Annotated in this window: 13 protein-coding genes; 5 read left to right on the top strand and 8 right to left on the bottom strand. The window is 64.9% G+C overall.

Annotation, left to right across the window (positions count from 1 at the left end; all coding sequences use genetic code 11):
• Window positions 1-13: 13 nt before the first annotated feature.
• The 4 genes from ACPW75_RS13370 to pykF form a co-directional block, all read right to left on the bottom strand.
• Complete coding sequence (locus ACPW75_RS13370) at window positions 14-1,021, bottom strand: 6-phosphogluconolactonase (RefSeq protein ID WP_077098212.1); 1,008 nt, start codon at window positions 1,019-1,021, stop codon at window positions 14-16.
• Between the two features lie 64 nt (window positions 1,022-1,085).
• Complete coding sequence (locus tag ACPW75_RS13365; RefSeq protein WP_077098210.1) at window positions 1,086-1,919, bottom strand: hypothetical protein; 834 nt, start codon at window positions 1,917-1,919, stop codon at window positions 1,086-1,088.
• Between the two features lie 209 nt (window positions 1,920-2,128).
• On the bottom strand, window positions 2,129-5,452 hold the full coding sequence (gene mscK, locus ACPW75_RS13360) for a mechanosensitive channel MscK (protein WP_077098208.1): 3,324 nt from the start codon (window positions 5,450-5,452) through the stop codon (window positions 2,129-2,131).
• A gap of 149 nt (window positions 5,453-5,601) precedes the next feature.
• On the bottom strand, window positions 5,602-7,014 hold the full coding sequence (gene pykF, locus ACPW75_RS13355; RefSeq protein ID WP_010633307.1) for a pyruvate kinase PykF: 1,413 nt from the start codon (window positions 7,012-7,014) through the stop codon (window positions 5,602-5,604).
• A gap of 304 nt (window positions 7,015-7,318) precedes the next feature.
• On the opposite strand from pykF, the gene ACPW75_RS13350 reads away from it, so the two are divergent.
• Entirely contained in the window at window positions 7,319-7,531 is a 213-nt protein-coding gene (locus tag ACPW75_RS13350; protein WP_077098206.1) for a hypothetical protein, read from the top strand.
• A 75-nt stretch (window positions 7,532-7,606) separates the two neighbouring features.
• On the opposite strand, the gene ACPW75_RS13345 is transcribed toward ACPW75_RS13350, so the two are convergent.
• From ACPW75_RS13345 to rdgC, 4 genes are all read right to left on the bottom strand, one after another.
• Window positions 7,607-8,788, bottom strand: coding sequence for a M28 family metallopeptidase (locus ACPW75_RS13345; protein ID WP_179101544.1), 1,182 nt, complete (start codon window positions 8,786-8,788; stop codon window positions 7,607-7,609).
• A gap of 399 nt (window positions 8,789-9,187) precedes the next feature.
• A complete protein-coding gene (gene ybaL, locus ACPW75_RS13340; protein ID WP_077096387.1) occupies window positions 9,188-10,831 on the bottom strand; it encodes a YbaL family putative K(+) efflux transporter in 1,644 nt (547 codons plus the stop codon).
• Window positions 10,832-11,218: 387 nt separating this feature from the next.
• On the bottom strand, window positions 11,219-12,997 hold the full coding sequence (ggt, locus tag ACPW75_RS13335; protein WP_252410841.1) for a gamma-glutamyltransferase: 1,779 nt from the start codon (window positions 12,995-12,997) through the stop codon (window positions 11,219-11,221).
• A gap of 179 nt (window positions 12,998-13,176) precedes the next feature.
• Window positions 13,177-14,088, bottom strand: coding sequence for a recombination-associated protein RdgC (rdgC, locus tag ACPW75_RS13330; RefSeq protein ID WP_011706841.1), 912 nt, complete (start codon window positions 14,086-14,088; stop codon window positions 13,177-13,179).
• Between the two features lie 180 nt (window positions 14,089-14,268).
• On the opposite strand from rdgC, the gene ACPW75_RS13325 reads away from it, so the two are divergent.
• The 4 genes from ACPW75_RS13325 (at window position 14,269) to ACPW75_RS13310 (ending at window position 19,953) form a co-directional block, all read left to right on the top strand.
• Window positions 14,269-14,697, top strand: a complete 429-nt coding sequence (locus ACPW75_RS13325) for a GNAT family N-acetyltransferase (RefSeq protein WP_011706840.1) — start codon at window positions 14,269-14,271, stop codon at window positions 14,695-14,697.
• Window positions 14,698-14,798: 101 nt separating this feature from the next.
• Window positions 14,799-16,025 carry an exonuclease SbcCD subunit D C-terminal domain-containing protein gene (locus tag ACPW75_RS13320; RefSeq protein WP_077096386.1) on the top strand — a complete coding sequence of 409 codons (1,227 nt, stop codon included), beginning with the start codon at window positions 14,799-14,801 and terminating at the stop codon, window positions 16,023-16,025.
• Window positions 16,022-16,204 (top strand): exonuclease SbcC, encoded by a 183-nt coding sequence (locus ACPW75_RS13315; protein ID WP_077096385.1) that lies wholly within the window; start codon window positions 16,022-16,024, stop codon window positions 16,202-16,204. Before ACPW75_RS13320 ends, ACPW75_RS13315 begins: the two co-directional genes overlap by 4 nt.
• Window positions 16,201-19,953, top strand: a complete 3,753-nt coding sequence (locus ACPW75_RS13310; protein ID WP_077096384.1) for an AAA family ATPase — start codon at window positions 16,201-16,203, stop codon at window positions 19,951-19,953. The genes ACPW75_RS13315 and ACPW75_RS13310 overlap by 4 nt, the downstream gene beginning before the upstream one ends.
• The last annotated feature ends 69 nt before the right edge of the window (window positions 19,954-20,022 follow it).

Here is a 20,022-nt window from a genome sequence, read left to right as displayed (position 1 = left end):
CAGGGCTAAGGACTCAGGGCGCCAGCGTCAATACCCGCACCCACATGGCCCCTTCGCCCACCGGCTGGCGTGCCTGCAGGGTCAGGGCGCCGCTGGCCGGATCGATGCGGTGCTGCGCCAGCTGGTGGGAGGATTGTCCTGCCGCCAGCAGCCAGCGGCCCTGCCCGTCGATGGCAAACCCGCGCGGCATGGTGTCGGTGGGGAAGTGGCCGACCACGCCAAGCTCGCCATCCGGCGCAATGGCGAACTGGGTCAGCAGGCTGCTGGCCCGCTCGCTGCTGTAGAGAAAGCGCCCATCCGGCGTGACGTGCAGATCCGCCCCCCAGTACTCCCCCTGATAACCGGCGGGCAGCATCTCCAGGCTCTGGCACAGTGTGATTTCGCCGTCGGCGCTGCGCCGGTAGCGATTGATGGTGCAATCGAGCTCGTTCAGGCAATAGAGGTCGCCATTGCTTGGGTGCAGCGCCAGATGGCGCGGGCCGGCGCCGCTGGCGGTCTGCAGATCCCCCAGCGGATGGGGGCGCAGCCGACCCTCCCGGCAGAGCACAAAGCGGCGGATACGGTCCTCCTTGAGGCAGGCGACCAGCACCTCCTGCTCGCCCTGGCCATCGGCGGCCAGCAGGGTGACCGAGTGGGCGGCCTGCAAGCCGTCGAGCTGCTGGTGGGGCGGCGCTGCCCGCCCGGAGCTTCTGATGGCGGAGACGGTGACATGATTGAAGGCATAGGAGGCCGCCAGCAGGAAGCGGCCGTCGGCCGAGATGGCGGTGTGGGAGGCGCTGCCCGCCAGCGGCGCCGAGCTCGGCTCGCTGAGCCGGCCATCCACGCCAATCCGGTAGCTGATGAGCGCAAAATCGGGCCGTACGGCGGCATGGAGCCAGTGTCCGTCCGGGCTGATCACCAGCGGCTGGACCTGGCCCGGGGTGTCGACCACCTGCAATAACGCGAGCTCCCCGCTCCCGGCCAGGGCAAACACATGGATCTGCTGGCTGGCGGGGCTCGCCACATAAACGACCTGCTGCATCTGCTCTCTACTCCTTGTCATGGGCAACGGCGGTCATCTTATCCTCTTTCGGGCCCGCTCTGGCCTACTCTTTTGCCCGCCCCGGGCAGACCACCTGACGGGCCTTGAGGTGGTAGAGCTCCACTTGCGGGTGGCTGAAGAAGCCCACTTCCCACGGATTCTTCTGCACGAAGGCGGCACGGATGGGCTCGAACAGCGGGTGATCCTGCGGGATCTGGTAGGCATCGGCGGCGATGATGGTGTAGTTCCACTCGATGGCGCGGGTGTAGGTAAACACCGCCCGCGAGTCGATGGCGAAGTGGCAGCGCCCGTCGCGCTTGAGCAATTGCGACTTGAAGGTCTCGGGGAAGGTGATGAAGAAGATATCGTCCTCATCGGAGGAGAGAAACGCCAGCACAGTGGTGTGCGGCTGGGACTGGGCCCGGGTCACCAGCACCCCGATCTTGTTCTCCACTTCGCGCAGGTCAGGCACCGGCAGGCCGGTGAGCGGGGTGACCGGCAGCTCGCAGGCGGGGCGTTCATCGGCCGGATGTTGATAGTCCGGCCGGGCGAAGCCATAGACCACCCGGTTGCCGTACCAGAGCTCGAACTGCAGCGGGGTGACCTGCACCTTGTCCGAGGCGGTTTTTGTTATCACCCCCTTGTAGGAGACGCGGTAGACGCTCAAGGAGGCATCGTACTCGTCGACCCCGGTGCGGTTGTCCAGATGCAGGGTGATCTTCTCCCCCACCGCCAGCTGATGCCCCTTGGGGAAGCTCAGCAACAGCTCGTCGCCGGCCTGGATCTCGACCCCGCAGATGTAGACGCCTGTCTCCTTGTTGGCGGGGTCGACATAGGTGGCAGCTACCCCGAGCAGGGGGGAGCCGAGAAAAGAGAGCAGAGAGGGTTGGGAACTCATTGGCGCACCTTGGCAAATGTGGGGGTTGGCCCCTCAGTGTATCGCGGCCGGCCCGGATTGGCAGGTCGGCGAGCAGGGGATAAGCGCTTCAGGCTAGCGGCAAACGGTGTCCCATTCTGGCCGGCACGTCACAAAACCAGATTGGGTGGCCGGCGGCCGACCATAAAAAAGGCCCCTTGCGGGGCCTTCGAGTGGGATGGCGTGCCGCCTTAGACCGGCTGGGCACCCGGCAGGGCGGGAGGCTGGGTTGAGTCGGACTCCACCTTCTGCTCTTCGCCCTTCATGTTCTTGATGTAGACGTCCATCTGGTTGAACGCGATCTCGATGCCGTTGGCCTTGAACAGGGCGTCGATCTTGCGGTTCAGCTCATCCACCGCCGGGTTGCGATCGCCGAGCTCGCTCACGAAGAAGCGCAGCTCGTGATCCAGAGTGCTGGGGCCGAAGGTGAGGAAGTAGACGATGGGGGCCGGGTCTTTCAAGACGCGGCTGTTGTCGTCCGCCGCCTGTTTCAGCAGGGTACGGGTCAGCTCCAGATCCGAACCGTAGGCCACCCCCACCCGCACGATGACCCGGGTGACGGTGTCGCTCAGCGACCAGTTGATCAGCCGTTCGGTCATCAGCACCTTGTTGGGGATGATCACCTCCTTGCGGTCGAAGTCGGTGATGGTGGTGGCGCGGATACGGATCTTGGAGACGGTGCCGGAGAAGGTACCGATGGTGACGGTGTCACCGATCCGCACCGGACGCTCGAACAGGATGATGATGCCGGAGACGAAGTTGCCGACCACCTCCTGCAGACCGAAACCGATACCGACCGTCAGACCGGCGGCGAGCCACTGCAGCTTGTCCCACTGCATGCCCATCAGGGAGAGGGCGGTGAGGGTACCGACCCCGATCAGCACATAGTTGAGCATGGTGGTGATGGCGTAGGCCGTGCCCTGGGCCAGGCGCAGTTTGGAGAGCACCAACACCTCCAGCAGACCTGGCAGGTTGCGGGCCAGCGACCAGGCCGCTCCCAGCATGAAGATGGCGGTCAGCACATCGCTCAGGCTGACGGGGTAGAGCACCGCATTGGCGCCGGAGCCCACGCTCTTGTGCCACAGCACCATGCTGTCGAGGTAGGAGAAGACCGCCACCAGATCGGACCAGAGCCAGTAGAAGGCGACGCCGAACACCAGCAGCAGCACGGTGCGGGTCAGGCGCAGGGACTGCTGGCTGACATCCTCCAGATCCATGGGCTGCTCTTCGATGGACTCACCCCCTTCCGCATCTTCCGATGACTTGTGCTCGCGCTTGGCCACCGCACGGCGATAGGCCAGACGACGGGCCGCCAGCTCCAGCCCGCGCAGGGCGGTGCGGTAGACCAGGCTCCAGATGATGATGAGGTAGAAGGATTCGATCAGCCGGCCGGTCAGCTTGAGGGCGGTGTAGTAGTAGCCCAGTCCCACCAGCACCATCAGCGCCACCGGTGCCAGCGCCAGGGCGATGGCGGTGATGGACTGCTGCATGCTCGCCTCGCCCTTGATACGGGCGCGGGAGATGGGGAACACCAGATAGGCGGCCAGCCCCAGCAGGGCCAGGGTCAGCGCCTGACCCACCACGTCGTTGCCAAGGGAGGAGGGTTCCACCACCGCCTTGGTCGACAGCATGATGAGCGGCAGCAAGGGTACCCACAGGTAGCGCATGCTGGTGCGCTTGGCCTGCAGCTCGGCTCTGGCAATGCGGAAATGGGTCTCGGCAATGCCGCCCGGCCGCATCACCGCCAGATAGACGCTGAACACCAGGTAACCGAGCGCCAGATTGAGGGTGATCTGGAAAATCAGTTTGGGACTGAGCAGGCCGCAGTAAGTGAGCCAGAGACCGGCAGCCAGAATGAACAGGCTGCCCGGCAGGCGTTGCAGCACGGTAAACAGCAGAGCACGCGGGGTGTGCCACTGGCTGTCCTGGCGAAAACGCCCCAGATCCTTGGTGATCTTCTTCTGCCGTTCCACCAGCGCCGGGCGCTTCCAGATCAGCAGACCGCCCACCAGCAGCAGCGGGAAGGCGAGCAGGGAGACCGGCAGCAGCATCTCGCCCCAGCCGCTCCAGTCCGGTTTCAGCACCCAGTCGGAGGCCTGCTTGTAGGCTTGGGCCGGCCAGTTGATGAACCACTTGCCATCGATGGGTTTGTTGCTGCTCACCCAGAAGATGTGCTGCTGCAGGGTAAATTCGATGGAGGAGTAGATCCGCGCCAGCTGCTGCTGGGTCAGCTGCAGGCTGATGGCGTTGGTCAGCTGGGCATCCAGCTGGCGGTTGAGCTGGTCGAGCAGGCTGATGCGGGTGTCGAGCAGCTTGGAGAGGCTGGTTCTGTCCTCCTCGCTCACCGGCTCGCTACTGTTCGCGATCAGGTTGTCCAGATACTGGGTCTTCTGGAACAGCTGGTCGCGCTGCTGGCTCAGCTCGAACTGGGCCAGGTGCAGGTCGGCGATCTGCTCTTCCAGGTTCTTCACCAGCGTGGAAGGCGACGACTCCAGCTGTTGATAGAGCTGGTAGAGAATACGTGACAGCAGCAGGTTGCCCTTGAGCATCTGCACCTGTTCGTTGAGGTTGCGCTCGGTCTGGGTGCCGCGCTCCAGCCAGCTCTTGGCCTGCAGGTTCTTCTGTACCAGCGAGTTGAGGTTGGTGGTGGCGCTGACCAGCTGCTGGCTGAGCTGATGGTTGAGCTCCTGCTCTTTTTGTACCAGCGGATTGTCATCCGCGGCGACCAGCTCGCCGGTCTGTTCGGCGGTCTTCTCGGTGTCACCGAGGCGCTTGGCACTGCTCTGCTCTTGCAGCAGTTGCAGCTTCTGCTCTTCGCTCGCGAGGCGGGCGCTCTGGTAGTCGCGCTGCTTGACGGCGAGATCCTGCATGCTGGTGCGGTTGTCCAGCTGCTGTTGCAGGTTGGCCAGTTGCAGCTCCTGCAAGGCCAGCTCGGCGCCCAGCTTCATCTTCTCGGCGCTGCTCACCCCATCACCGGCGTTGAGGCGGGTACGGATCTCCTGGCTGCGCTGATAGGCGCGGCTCATCAGGGCCTGGGCCCGTTCCGGCAGGGTTTGCAGGCTAGTGATCTGGCTGCCGATGGTGCCGAGGGCTTCCTGGGCATCCTGCATGTTGGCCATGACGTCGGGCTGGCGACTTTCCAGCTCGCTCAGGCTCATGCTGGCGTATTCACTCTTGATCTGCTCGGCACTCTTGTTCTGGGTCAGGGCATCGAGCTTGGCGCTGATGTCCCTGAGCTCGGCCGGCAGGGAGCGGATGCGCTCGCTCTGGCTCTTGGCCTTGCTCTTCTCCTTCTCGATGCTGTCGAGCAGGGTGAGGGTGTCGGTCAGGAATTTCTGGTCGGCCTGCTGGCTGACGGTGAGGGTATCAGACTTGCCAAGGGCATCGAGTGCCCGCTGCACACTGGCACGTGAGGGCACATCCTGCGCCATGGCCTGCGGGGCGCAGAGGCTGACGAGTAAGCAGAGCAGCGGCAACAGGGTGGCCGAGGCTCTTTTGAAGCGTGTTGAGAGCATAAAACTTCCGGGTTATTACGCGATATTTGGGAGATTTCCCACTTGGATTAAATCCGCGTGGATTCTAACACCGGGCAGGAATGGGCAGCAGGGGGGCAGATAAAAAAAACGGCGCCCGCAGGCGCCGTTTTCAGCTTGTTCAGTTCCGATTAAAGAACGTGAACAGAAGCGGTGTTGGTGGTGCCGCTCGGTACCAGGGCACCGGAGACCATGACAACCACGTCACCCTTCAGACCCATGCCGCTGGCCAGCGCCGCTTCTTTACCGATGCGATAGAAATCGTCGGTGGAGGCGATGCTGTCAACCACGTGAGCAACCACACCCTTGGTCAGTACCAGCTGGGCAGCGGTCTTCTTGTTGGTGGTGATGGCCAGGATCCAGGCTTTCGGGAAGTACTTGCGGATGGCCTTGGCAGACTTGCCGCCTTCGGTGGCAACCACGATCAGCGGGGCGTCCAGCTTCTCGGAGGTCTCTACCGCGCCTTTACATACCGCTTCGGTGATGCGCAGCTTGTTGCTGTCGTTGGCAGCAGACAGGTTGGACGGCATCACGGCATCGGTACGCTCGCAGATGGTGGCCATGATGGTCACGGCTTCCAGCGGGTATTTGCCCTTGGCGGACTCACCGGACAGCATGACTGCGTCGGTACCGTCCAGGATGGCGTTGGCCACGTCGCCGGCTTCGGCGCGGGTCGGACGCGGGTTCTTGATCATGGAGTCCAGCATCTGGGTGGCGGTGATGACCACTTTGCGGGCTTTGTTGCACTTCTCGATGATCATCTTCTGGGCGAAGATAACTTCTTCAACCGGAATTTCGACACCCATGTCGCCACGAGCAACCATGATGCCGTCGGAGACTGCCAGGATCTCGTCGAAGTTGTCCAGGCCTTCCTGGTTTTCGATCTTGGAGATGATCTGGATGTTCTCGCCACCGTGGGCTTTCAGGTGCTCACGGATTTCCAGCACGTCTTCTTTCTTGCGAATGAAGGAGGCGGCAACGAAATCAACGCCTTGCTCGCAACCGAAAATCAGGTCGCGCTTGTCTTTCTCGGCCAGGGCCGGCAGCTTGATGGAGACGCCCGGCAGGTTGATGCCCTTGTTCTCGCCCAGATCGCCGTTGTTCAGTACTTTACAGATGACTTCGCGCTCGGTGATCTCGATGACGTCCAGACCGATCAGGCCATCGTCAACCAGGATGCGGTTGCCGACGCGCAGGTCGTTGGCGAAACCGGCATAGGTCACGGCTACTTTGTCTTTGTTGCCAACCACGGTCTGGTCGGTGGTGAAGGTGAAGGTCTGGCCAGCGACCAGGGCAACGTCGTTGCCGCCTTCCAGCTTGATGGTACGGATTTCCGGACCCTTGGTGTCCAGCAGAATGGCTGCGTGCTTGCCGGTTTCGGCCATGACAGCGCGCAGGTTGCTGATGCGACCACCGTGCTCGGCGTAGTCGCCGTGGGAGAAGTTCAGGCGCATGACGTTCATGCCGGCGTCCAGCATCTTGGCCAGCATTTCTTTGGATTCGGTCTTGGGACCGATGGTGCAGACGATTTTGGTCTTTTTCATGTCAGTCTTCATGGTTAAGGAGTTTCCGCCGTGCAATATACACCAGTTTTTGGATACTTTTTATGATCCAGAAACAACGTTTTGACCAGATAACGTTTTCTTTTCAGGGATAACGTTTTCCTCTTGGCTACTTTTTAGGGCATAAATTAACTGGTCCGCGCAGATTTGGCATAAATGTCGCCATATGTATCTCGGCGCCGGCCCGCCTCGTCAGATGTTGTAAAATGACGATCCCATCCCGTCATCAAGCCGTCATCGGTCCTCGACAAGAATAGACACTCTGCTGCCACCGGAGTGCTGCAAGATGGCCCCTTATCTGTTGCTGTTGTCCGTTGCCCTGCTGGGCGTGCAGGCGCTGCCCGCCAGCTGCTGGCCGGCGGATCCCGCTCCCCGCGATGGCGCGCTGCGCACCTTCGAGCGCCTTGAAATGCACCAGACCCAGGCCGCCACGGCCCGCGCGCAGCAAGGCTGGCCGCGCCCGAATCCCCTGCTTGACGGGGCGCATCGACAGCCCTGAGTGGCAGATGCAGAGACGAAAAGAGGGAGGCCTGGCCTCCCTCTTGTTTTAGGTGTGTCACCTCGCCTTGGCGGCTCAGTTTATCTTGCCCATCTCGATGGCGAAGCTGGTGGCCAGCTGGGCGAACTTGAGGGCATGGGCAGCCGAGGGATCCGAGTTTTGCAAGGTGTCCTGGGCGGTGTGGATGTTGGGGTTGTAGTCGTTGAAGCGCGACTCGAACGGCATGGCGGCCGGGTAGCCCTGATTGTGCCAGGAGGCGTGATCCGAGCAGCCGTAGCCACATCTGTCATAGCCATAGCGGATCTGGGGCAGATAGGCGTCGAGCAGCTGGGCCAGATAGCCGGTCAGCCCCTTATCGGTGTAGTCGGTCATGAAGACGATATCTTCCGCCGAGCCCTGATAGTTGGTCATGTCCAGCTGCAGCGCCGCCAGCACCTTGGTGTTGGCCGCCTTGTAGCGGGTGGCGATATCCTTGGAGCCACGCAGCCCCACCTCTTCCGCCGCATAGCCGATGAACTGCAGGGTGCGCTCCGGCTGGCGGCCCTGCTCGGCGATGACCCGCAGCACCTCGGTCAGGGTGGCGATGCCGGAGGCATCGTCATCGGCGCCGGGGGCCAGGGTGCGGCTGTTGGGAGCCGAGCCGGCGGTGGAGTCGAGGTGGCCGCCGAGCACCACCACTTCGTCCGGGTAGCGGCTGCCCTTGAGGGTCAGCACCACGGATTGTTGCGGATAGCCGCTGTGCTTGACCCGGCTGACGCTGGCCCAGGGCAGGGTGGCGCTCAGGGTCTGCCACTGGCCGGCCACCCAGTCCGCCGACTGCACCCCTGTGGTGGTGGTGTAGTAGCGGTTGCGCCAGCTGGCGAGCTGGCTGATGGTGCCGACTATGTTGCCCTGATCCAGATAGGGCAGCAGCCGGTTGACGCTGGCCCCCTGGGTCAGCGGCGGGGCGCTGAACAGGTTCTGGCTGATGGGCTGGGCCATGCTCTGCAGGGCGTCGGCCAGGGTGCTGTGCACCACATAGCCGCCGCAGCGCTGGTGCCCTTCGTGCATCAGGTGGGAGAGGGTGCCGAGCTCGCTCGCCTCGACCTGGGCCAGCTGAACCGGGGCGCCGCTGGCGCTGAACAGGGGGGCCAGCTTGGCCTTGACCTGTTTGAGTTCGACGCCGCTGTCGGCACCGACCGTGATCCAGACGGGCTCGGCGGCCTGTACGGCGAGGGGCAGCAGGGGGAGCAAGAGGGCGGTCAACAAGGGTTTCATAGCGGATCCTTCCAGAGTGAGTTGCAGGCATGTGTGCCAAGTGGGTGTCATAAGACGACTGGCCCAGTCTAGCCAAGGTGGCTGACCGGCGAATTTGCCCATCTGGCGCGACCCTACCCCCGTCCGGTGGGGGCCGCTGCAGGATCTGCTGTCTACTGTGCCCCGCTGGGGGTAACCGCTGGAGCTTTGTGCTGGCGAGGGGAAGCTGCGCAGCGTGCCCGCCGCAGAGGCGGCACGCCGCCCTGACCTGGGGGGCTGACAAAGGGAGTCAAATTGTGCCATATCGCCGTGAGACACTGGCGGGCATGGGTGGGGAGGCTCGCGGGCACCAAGAAGCGCGGGTGTAAAAAGAGGCATAAAAAGAGGGGCCAAGGCCCCTCTGGTTCACTGAATGGCGGTTTATGCGGTGGCCTGGGCCAGCATGCCGAGGGCTATCTCGCGCTCGCCCATGATCACCTTGTCCGCCCCCTGCTTGGTGAGGAAGCTCACCTCGTCGTCGCTGTGGGCACGGGCGATCACCCTGATCGTCGGGTTGATGAGCTTGGCCTGGGCGATGGCCTCACCGGCCTCGAAGCTGTTGGGGATGGCCACCAGCAGCCAGCTGGCGTCGGTGATGGCGGCGCGGCACAGCACCTCGTCATCGGCCACGTTACCGTTGACGTGGGGAATGTCGGCCTGGCGCAGGCTCTCCAGCCGGTGCGGATCCTGCTCGATCACCACCAGCTCGCGCCCGGCCTGCTGCAGGCCGTTCACCAGCAGGCGGCCGACCCGGCCATAGCCCACCAGTATGGTGTGGGCCTTCATCTCCACCGCCGGGCATTTGCACTCGGCCAGCACCTTGGCGTTGTCGGCGTCCGGGTGTTTCTCCAGGTAGCGCTCGACGGCGTTGAACACCAGCGGGTTGAGCATGATGGAGAGGCTGGCACCCACCAGGATCAGGTCACGGGCGCCTTCCGGCACCAGCTTGAGCACGATGGCCAGCCCGATGAGGATGAAGGAGAACTCGCCGATCTGGGCCAGGCTGGCGGAGATGGTGAGGGCGGTGCGCCGGCTGTAGCGGAACAGTCGCACGATGGCGTAGGCCGCCGCCGACTTGCCGAACATGATGATGAACAGGGTGGCCAGCACCGCCAGCGGTTCGGTCAGCAGCACCGCCGGGTTGAACAGCATGCCCACCGAGACGAAGAACAGCACGGCGAAGGCGTCCTGCAGCGGCAGGGTGTTGTTGGCGGCGCGGTGGCTCAGCTCGGAGCGGTTCATGACGATGCCGGTGAAGAAGGCGCCGAGGGCGAAGGAGACGCCGAACAGCTTGACCGCGCCGAAGGCGATGCCGAGCGAGCAGGTCAGCACCGCCAGGGTGAACAGCTCACGCGAGCCGGTGCTGGCGGTGTGGGCCAGCAGCCAGGGGATGAAGCGGCTGCCCACCACCATCATCAGCGCCACGAACAGGCTCACCTTGCCGAGGGTCCAGCCCAGATCCAGCGCTATGCTCTGCCAGCTCAGGGTCTGCTCGCCAAACTGGATGTCGGCGATGATCGGCAGCATCACCAGCGCCAGCACCATCACCAGATCCTCGACGATGAGCCAGCCGATGGCGATGCGCCCCTGCAGGGTTTCCAGATTCTGGCGGCTCTCCAGCGCCCGCAGCAGCACCACGGTACTGGCGGTGGAGAGGGCGAGGCCGAACATCAGGCCGGCGACCGGATCCCAGCCCAGCAGGGAGGAGAGCCCCATGCCGAGCAGGGTGGCGACCGCGATCTGGGCAATGGCGCCAGGGATGGCGATCCGTTTCACCGACATCAGATCGCGGAAGGAGAAGTGCAGCCCCACCCCGAACATCAGCAGGATCACCCCCAGCTCCGCCAGCTCGGGCACCAGCTTCATGTCGGCCACATAACCCGGGGTGAAGGGGCCCGAGATCACCCCGGCCGCCAGATAACCCACCATGGGGGAGATCTTGAGGCGCTGGGCAAACATGCCGAGGATGTAGGCCAGCACGAAGCCGCCGACCAGAGTGGTAATCAGGGGAAGGGAGTGGTCCATGTCGTCACCTCGCTAATGGCAGTCAGGGGGCTACCAGATCACCGCGCGGGCGAAGAGGGCAGCTGTCAATGAGCAGGGGGCGAAAGAGACAGATGCTGGCCGCATGCACAGAGGGTGTGTCTGGGGGACAACAGTTGCCGTTTCTGTTGAAAAATAATACGTTTTTGGTAGAAAAACAATATTTATCCACATTTAAGACTTAATTTGCGATTAAAACTGTATAAGTGGCTGTTTTGAGGTGAAAGCGCGCTTCTCTGGCGGTCAGGCTGGCAACAGTAATCAATCGGTGATGGTTTTTCTGGTCGCAGCTGGAGGAGGGAGGAGCACAAAAAAGCGGCCGGTCGGCCGCTTCACTGCGTGGGGTTCCGAGTGCAGATGTAGCCGAGCTCACTGGCCCTTGGCGATCCCCTCCCGGCGCGGATCGGCGGCGCCAAGCCAGCCATCGGCGTTGCGCTGCACGCCCTGCAGGCCCGAGGTCTGCTCGCTCAGCACCACCTCGTGCCCCTTCGCCTTGAGCGCCTCGACCACCGCGGCCGGGGTGCGGCCCGCCTCCAGCTCGGTGGGGCCGTTGCGACTGCCGAAGTTGGGCAGATTGATCGCCTGCTGCAGGTTGAGCCCCCAATCCTGGGTGCCCAGCAACGTCTTGCCCACGTAGTTGATGATGGCGGAGCCCCCCGGCGAGCCCAGGCTCATCTCCAGCTCGCCGCTGCTCTTGTCAAACACCAGCAGGGGGGACATGGAGGAGCGCGGCCGCTTGCCCGGCTCCACCCGGTTGGCCACCGGCAGCCCGGCGGCGTCCAGTGAGGTGAAGGAGAAGTCGGTGAGCTGGTTGTTGAGCAGGTAGCCGTTGACCATCAGCCGCGAGCCGAAGCCGTCTTCGATGGAGCTGGTCATGGAGACCGCCATCCCCGCTTTGTCGACGATGGAGACGTGGCTGGTGGAGGGGAGTTCCGGGGTGGCATCCTGGCCGCGAGCCGGCGCCAGCGGCGGGGTGCCCGCTTTGGCCAGGCCCATGGAGCGCTCGCCGATGAGGGCGCCGCGCCGGGCCAGATAGTGCTTGTCGAGCAGGCCGCTGACGGGGATCGCCACATAGTCGCTGTCCGCCACGTACTGGTTGCGATCGGCAAAGGCGAGCCGCGCCGCCTCGCTGTAGAGATGGATCGCTTCGGCGGAGGCGGCCGGCTGGCCCTGCTCCCCTTGCACCGGTTTGAGGGCCGCCATGTCGCGACTCTCCAGCATGCCGAAGATCTGGCCGAGGGCGAGGGTGCCGGACGAGGGGGCCGGGAAGCCGCACACCCGGCTCTGGCGATAGTCAAAGCAGAGGCCATCGCGCAGCTTGGCGCGGTAGCTGGCGAGATCGACCGCGCTCAGCACCCCGGGGTTGGTCGGGTGGGCGTGCACCTTGGCCACCATGGCCTCGGCCAGCGGGCCGCGATAGAAGGCGTCCGGCCCCTGGCTTGCCAGGGTACGCAGCACCTTGGCCAGCGCCGGGTTGGTCAGTCTGCTGCCCGCCGGCTTGGGGCTGCCGTCGGCCTGATAGAAGTAGGCCCGCGCGTCCGGGTCCTTGGCAAGATAGGGATCCTTGGCCAGCAGCGCGGCCAGCCGCGGGCTTATCACGAATCCCTGCTCCGCGAGGGTGATGGCGGGCTCGAACAGCGCAGCCCAGGGCAGCTTGCCGTAACGCTGGTGGGCCAGCGCCAGCGCCCGCACCGTGCCGGGGGCGCCCACCGAGCGCCCGCCCACCACGCCGTCGTAGAAGGCCATCGGCTTGCCATCCTTCATGAACAGCTGATCGGTGGCGGCGGCGGGGGCCGTCTCGCGGCCATCCACCGCCGCAACTTTCTGGCCATCCCACACCAGCATGAGGGAGCCGCCGCCGATGCCGGAGGATTGCGGCTCCACCAGGGTCAACACCAGCTGCACCGCGATGGCGGCGTCCACCGCGCTGCCGCCGGCCTGGATCATCTGGTAGCCTGCCTCCACCGCCAGCGGGTTGGCGGCGGCCACCATGAAGTCGCGGCCTTGCCAGCCCTGCTTGTCCTGCCAGCCGCTGGCGGCCTCCGGCGCGATCAGGGTGTGGGCGGGGGGCGCTTGCAGGCTCTGCTGAGCGGCGCAGCCGGCCAGCAGAGCGAGGGCGATGGCCAGCCCCAGTGGTTTGCGCAACATGACACTCTCCTTGTCTGTTTTATGAGCATGAAGGGCGACTATGTCACGATTGGCGCTAATGACTCAAGTTGTTGAATCAGATCAACAAGTTACTCATCTATCAACAAGTCACGCCAGGCGTACGCCCATAAAAAAACCGCCCGGAGGCGGTTTTTTGCAATCAGGCTGAGCCAATTCGCTTAGATGGACTGCTCTTCACCGCCCAGAGCGGCAAACAGGGCCGGGATGAACTGGGCCAGCTCGGCGGTGACCAGGGCGAAGTCGGCATCCAGACGGGCGGCCGGATCTTCGCTGGTGACATCGTCGTTCTGCTCGCGCAGCTCTTCGCTGAATTTCAGGCGCTTGATGGAGAGATCGTCCCCCAGCACGAAGCTCAGGGTTTCGCCCCAGTTGAGGGCCAGCTTGGTGACCAGCTTGTCGTTGGCCAGGTGGTTCTTGATCTCGTCCGTCATCAGATCCTGCTGCTTGCAGCGGATGATGCCGCCGTGCTCCATGGCGCTGCGCAGCTCGGCCTCGTCCTCCAGGGTGAAGGAGGCGGGCAGGTTGCCCTCGTTCAGCCACTCGGTCATGGTGATCTCGGGCGGGTTCTTGAGGGCCACCGGCACCACCGGCAGGGTGCCGATGGATTTGCGCAGCAGGGCCAGCAGGTCATCCGCCTTCTTGGCGGATCCCGCGTCCACCACCATCAGGTTGTCGGCCGGATTGATCCAGGCGAAGGTCTGGCTGGTGCGGCTGAAGGCGCGTGGCAGCAAGGTGTGGAGGATCTCCTCCTTGAGCGCTTCCTTCTCTTTCTTCTTGAGGGCGCGGCCCTGCTCGAACTCGATCGCTTCTACCTTCTCCGCCAGCATCTCCTTGACCACGGTGCCGGGCAGCATCTTCTCTTCCTTGCGGGCACAGATGAGGATGTGGCCGGCGGCGGAGTGGGTCAGGGTGGAGCCGAATTTGCCAAGGGGCTTGACCCACCCGAACCGGGAGATGTCCTGGCTGCCGCACGGGGTGAAGGCACAGGCTTCCAGCTGGGTTTCCAGCTGCTCGACGGTCAGCTCGAAGGGGCGGGTAAAGCGATAAATCTGCAGGTTTTTAAACCACATGGCGTCCTCGGTCTCATAGATTGTCCGGCGGGCATTGTACTAGAGAGGCGCTTTGTGATCAGCCAATCATTCTTGTTAAATAAAGGGCGATCGACTTCACAGGGAGTCATATTCGTCCCCAAAGCCGTCATCAAACTCCCCTAGACTGCGGATGTTCAGGTTGTTAACAAGGATACCAATATGCTGAGGGCGAGTCGGTCCGACGACATGGACGAGATCGTTGAAATCTGGTTGCTGGCCTCCCTGCAGGCTCACGACTTTGTCGATGCCTCCTGCTGGTGGCAGGCCCAGGAAGATCTGCGCACCCGCTATCTCGATCACGCCCGCATCTGGGTGTTCGAGGAGCGCGGCGAGCTGCTCGGTTTCATGGCGCTGGTGGATGATTACCTGGCGGCCCTGTTCGTGCGCCCCGACCGCCAGGGGCGGGGGGTGGGCCATGCCCTGCTGCAGGAGGCCAAATCCAAGGGGGCCCGACTGCATGCGCGGGTGTTCGTGGAAAACGATCTGGCGGTGCGCTTCTATCGTCGCCACGGTTTCGTGATCGAGGGGGAGGTGGCCGATCCCCTCACCGGTCATCCCCAGTACCAGATGTGCTGCGAACCCGCCTGAATCTGCCGGCCGCGCCGGGTATGGCTTGAAAAAGGGGAGGCATATCCTCATCTTGTCTGCATCGGGTGCCGCTGACACCTCCTCCATACGAGCCGTTTTTCATGAAGATCCTGCATACCGCCGACTGGCATCTTGGCCATCAACTCCATGGCCACGATCGCCGTTTTGAACACGACGCCTTTCTCGACTGGCTGGCCGACACCATCAAGCGCCGCGACATCGACGCCCTGCTGGTGGCGGGCGACCTGTTCGATACCGCCAATCCTCCCGCCAGCGCCTGGCAGCAACTCTACCGTTTTCTGGCGCGGCTGCGCGCCGAGCACCCGGCACTGGAGATGGTGCTGATCGGCGGCAACCACGATTCCCCCTCCAAGCTGGATGCCCCCCACGAGCTGCTGCGCGCCTTCGACCTGCATCTGGTGGGCAGCATCAGCCGGGACGACGAGGGGCGGCTCGAGACCGAGCGTCTGCTGGTGCCGCTGCGAGGCAAGGATGGCGAGGTGGCCGCCTGGTGCGCCGCCGTGCCGTTTCTGCGCAGCAGCGATCTGCGCCCCGACGGGCTCAGCGAGGGACAGGACAGACTGATCGAAGGGGTACGCCAGGTCTATGAGGCGGTGCTGAGCGAGGGGCGTGCGCGCTGCCATCCGGATCAGGCGCTCATCGCCATGGGCCACGCCTATCTGGCGGCGGGCCAGCTCTCCGAGCTCTCCGAGCGGCGGGTGCTCGGCGGCAACCAGCATGCCCTGCCCGCCGAGCTATTTGCCGCCGCCGACTACACGGCGCTGGGCCATCTGCACCTGGCCCAGAGCCCGGCCGAGGGGGTGCACTACAGCGGCTCGCCGCTGCCGCTCTCGCTGGCCGAGGCGAACTACAACCATCAGGTGCTGGAGGTGACGTTTGAGGGGGGCAAGCTGGCCCGGCTTGAGCGGATCCCGGTGCCCCGCGCGGTGGAGATGATCCGGCTGCCCCAGAGCGGCCTCGACGAGGCGCTCCAGGCCATCGAGGCGCTGGCGCTGCCCGCTTGCCCGCAGCAGGCCCAGCCCTTCCTCGAGGTGCGGCTGCTGTTGCCCAAACCCGAGGCCCGCATCCGCGAGCGCGTGCTGGCCGCCATCGGTGACAAGCCGGTGCGCCTTGCCCGCATCACGACCAGTTATCAGGGCTCGGGCCAGGGGCTGGCGGATGGTGCCGGCCAGCGCCGGCTCGATGAGCTCTCCCCCACCGAGGTGTTTCGCCTCTGCTATCAGCGTCAGTTCGACGGGGAGCCGGAGGCCGAGCTGGTGGCGTCGTTTGAAGAGATTCTGGAGCAGGTGAAGGAGTCTAGCCAATGAAAATCTTGTCGCTGTCAGGGGAGAATCTGGCCAGCCTGACCGGCCCCTTTACCATCGACTTTGCCGGTGGCGCCCTAGGGATTTCCGGCCTGTTTGCCATCACCGGCAATACCCGGGCTGATGGGGGCAAGAGCATGCGCGATATCGGGTCGGTATGGATGGAGGCGTGTGGCGTATGAAGATCCTCTCTTTGAGTGGTGAGAACCTTGCCAGCCTGACCGGTCAATTCACCATCGATTTTGCTGGTGGCGCCCTGGGGGCCGCCGGCCTGTTTGCCATCACCGGCAATACCGGCGCCGGCAAGAGTACCCTGCTCGATGCCATCTGTCTGGCACTCTACGACGAGATGCCGCGCTTTATCGCCAATCGCAAGAACGTGGCCGAAGTGGGCCGCATGGACGACGAGGAGAAGCTCAAGGCCAACGACGTGCGCGGCATCCTCAGCCGCGGCCATGCCAGCGGTTTCGCCGAGGTGCAGTTTCGCGGCTGTGACGGCCGCATCTGGCTGGCCCGCTGGGCGGTGCGCCGGGCCCGCAACCGCGCCGAGGGGCGCTTTCAGGCCCAGGAGCGCAGCCTGACCGACGTGGTGTCGGGTCAGGTGTTCAGTGGCAGCAAGCGGGAGCTGCAGGATCGCATCGACGAGCTGGTAGGGCTCTCCTGGGAGCAGTTTCGCCGCGCCGTCATCCTGCCGCAGGGGGAGTTTGCCGCCTTCCTCAAGTCGAGCGCCGACGAGCGTTCGGCCCTGCTCGAACGGATGACCGGCACCGAGCTCTACTCCGCCATCTCGATTCAGACCCATGAACGGGCGCGGGAGGAGCAGCAGAAACTGGCCGCCATCGGCCAGCGGCTCGGCGACGTGGCGCTGATGGACGAGGCGACCCGCGAGCAGTGGGTGAGTCAGCAGGTGAGCCTCGCTACCAGCCTCAAGCACGAGCAGCAGCAACAGCAGCTGATGCAGGACTTGCGCGATCTCAACGGCCGCATCGCCGCCCAGTTGCAGGCCTGTCAGGAGGGAGAGGCGGCCCTTGCCGCGGCCGAGGCGGCCCACGGTGCGGCCGCCCCCGAGCGGGAGGAGTTCGCCCGCGCCGAGCAGGCCCAGGTGGCCCGCGCCGATCACGACGAGCTGGCCCGCCTCACCCTGGAGGTGCAGCAGCAGGAGAAGGCGCTGGCCGAGCTTGGTCCCGAACTTGGCAAGCTGGAGGAGCAGACCCAGCAGAGCGCCCTCACCGAACAGCAACTGCTGGCGGAGAAGATCGCCGCCGAGCGCGAGTGGGGCGCCCTGCAACCCGAACTCAAACGGGCGCAGGAACTCGACACCCGCATTCGGGAAAAGCAGCAGCAATTGCAGAAGATCCAGCAGGAGGGGGTGCAGGAGCGGGAGGTGCAGCTCACCCTGGAGCAGGGCTGGCGCCAGCAGCGCCAGCAGGTGGACCAGCTCAAGGTCCAGCACCAGCAGTGGGGGGCCTGGCTTGAGGAGCACAAGGAGCTGGCGCCGGTGGCCCGCCAGTGGCAGCCCCTGCTCACCGCCATGCAGGATTGGGCCGAGGATGCCGACAGGCTGCAGCAGCTGCTTACCCTGCGTGAACACAAGCTGCGCGCCCTCAGGCAGTTGCAGCACCAGCTGGAGCAGGGGCAGCAGGAGCGCGACTACTGGCAGCACGAGCAGGCGCGGCTGCAGCAGCAACAGCACGAGCTGCAGGAGCAGCAGTGGGAGGGGCGTCTGGCCAAGGCGCAGGAGCAGTGGCAAGGGCAGGCCGAGCAGCTGGGCCAGTTGCGCCAGCTGCTGGAGCTGGCCGACTATGGCCGCAATCACGGCGAGCAGCATGGTCGCCTGCAGCAGGAGATCGCCCAGCTGGAGCAGGCGCTCGGCAAGCTGGCCATCCTCGGCGACGAGCTGACGCCGGCCCGCGAGCGGCTCGCCCTGCAACGGGACGAGGCGCGTCACGCGCTGGAGCAGTCCCGCGCCATCGCCAGTTTCGAGCAGCATCGCCACATTCTGCGCGACGGTGAACCTTGCCCGCTCTGCGGCGCCGAGGAGCACCCCTATCACCAGAGCCAGCCACAGGTGGCGGGTATTCTGGGGCAGCTGGCGGAGCGTGTCCGCAGCCTCGAGCTCGAGTGGGAGCGGCTCAATCACCAATACATTCAGTGCGAGAGCGAGCGCCAGGAGCTGGCCCGCCAGCTGGCGGTGCGCCAGCAACATCTGCCTGAGCTGGAGACGCGTGCCGAGCAGCTGACCCAGCGCTGGCAGCAGCTCGGCGGTACCGAACTGCTGGGCCATCCGTTGCCGCTACGTCAGAGCACGATCGAGTGGAACGAATTGATGGGTACCCTGCTCGGCCGCGGCCAGAGTCTGGAGCAGGGGCTGGCCCGCAGCCAGCAGCAGCTGCGCGAGGCCCAGCAGGGGCAGCAGCAGTTGCAGGCCGTGCGCCAGCAGCTGAGCCAGCTGGCCAGCCAGCACCAGCAGTTCGAGCAGCAGTGGCAGGAGGCCGACCGCCAGCGCATCGCCCTGGAAGGGGAGGTGAAGGGGATGGGCGAGCAGGAAGCGACCCTGCGCCAGCGCCTTGAGCAGGGGGGCAGCCGGCTCGACGAGCAGATGGGAGGCCAGCCCTGGCGTCAATGGCTGGGCAGCCAGCAGTGGCGCGAGTGGCAGCGGGCCTGCGAGGCCTGGCTGCACGGCCAGAGCGAGTGGGAGAGGCTGACCGGCGAGATTGCCAGCCTCACCCCGGCCCTGAGCGCCCAGGAGGCGCGCCTGCAGACCCAGCGCGAGCTGCTGCACAAGCTCGAGCGCGACTACAAGGAGCATGAACAGCAACGGCAGGGGCTGGTCACCAGCCGCGGCACCTGTCTGGGGGGCGAGGAAATTACCCTGGTCGAAAGCCGCTGGCAGCAGCGGCTGCAGCAGCTGGCCAGCGAGCTGGAGATGATGCAGGGGGCGGCCCGCGCTCTGCGTGAGCGCCAGACCGAGCTCAAGACCCGTCTCAGCCATCTGGAGCAGGAGAAGCAGGTGAGCAGCCGGCGGCGGCGGGAGGTGCTGGGGCGCTGGGCTGCCCACGCCAGCAGCCTCGGCATCGCCGAATACGACCTGCGCCGCCTGCTGGCCATGAGCCCGGATGAGCTCAAGGCGCGACGCGCCGCCTTGCAGGCGCTGGAGGATGCCCGCGCCGAGGCGCGTACCCGTTTGACCGAGCGGCAGCGGGCGCTGGCGCTGGAGGAGAGCAAGCGGGATCGTTACCGCGAGCATCACCCCGAGCTGGCCGCGTTGACGCCGCCGGAACTCGCCAGCCGGCTGACGGCGCTGGAGGCACACTGCCGTGCCCTCGACGAGCAGCTGTTCCAGTGCAAGAGCACGCTGGCCCAGGCAGAGGCGGCGGCCCTCAAGGCGGGCACCTTGCAGGAGGAGCTGGCCGCCCAGCAGGCGGTGGCGGATCACTGGCAGCGGCTTTCCGACCTTATCGGTTCGGCCAGCGGCGCCAAGCTGCGTACCTTCGCCCAGAGCCTCACCCTGGAGCGGTTGCTGCTGGAGGCCAACGCCCAGCTTGCCGAGCTCTCCCCTCGCTATCGACTGGAGCGGGTGCCCGGCACCGATCTGGCGCTGCAGGTGGTGGATCTCGACATGGGGGATGAGGTGCGCTCGGTGGACTCTCTCTCCGGTGGCGAAAGCTTCCTGGTGTCGCTGGCGCTGGCGCTGGCCCTCTCCAGCCTGTCGTCGCGTCAGACCCAGGTCGAATCGCTGTTCATCGACGAGGGCTTCGGCACCCTGGATCCCGACAGCCTGGATCTGGCGCTCTCAAGCCTTGATTCCCTGCAGGCGGCCGGCCGCCAGATCGGGGTCATCTCCCACGTGCAGACCCTGGTGGAGCGGATCGGCGTGCAGGTGCGGGTGGAGGCCCTCGGCGGAGGCGAAAGCCGGGTGGTGTTGCCCTGAATCCTGCTTAGGTTTGCTGATTAATCGCGGCCCCGCCTTCTGGCGGGGCTTTTTTGTTTCAGTGTTTCG

Origin of the sequence: Aeromonas sp. FL131, from assembly GCF_049860615.1 — a bacterium.
GTDB lineage: Bacteria > Pseudomonadota > Gammaproteobacteria > Enterobacterales > Aeromonadaceae > Aeromonas > Aeromonas hydrophila.
Note: the sequence above shows the minus strand (reverse complement) of the source record. Positions and strands in the feature narration are given on the sequence as shown.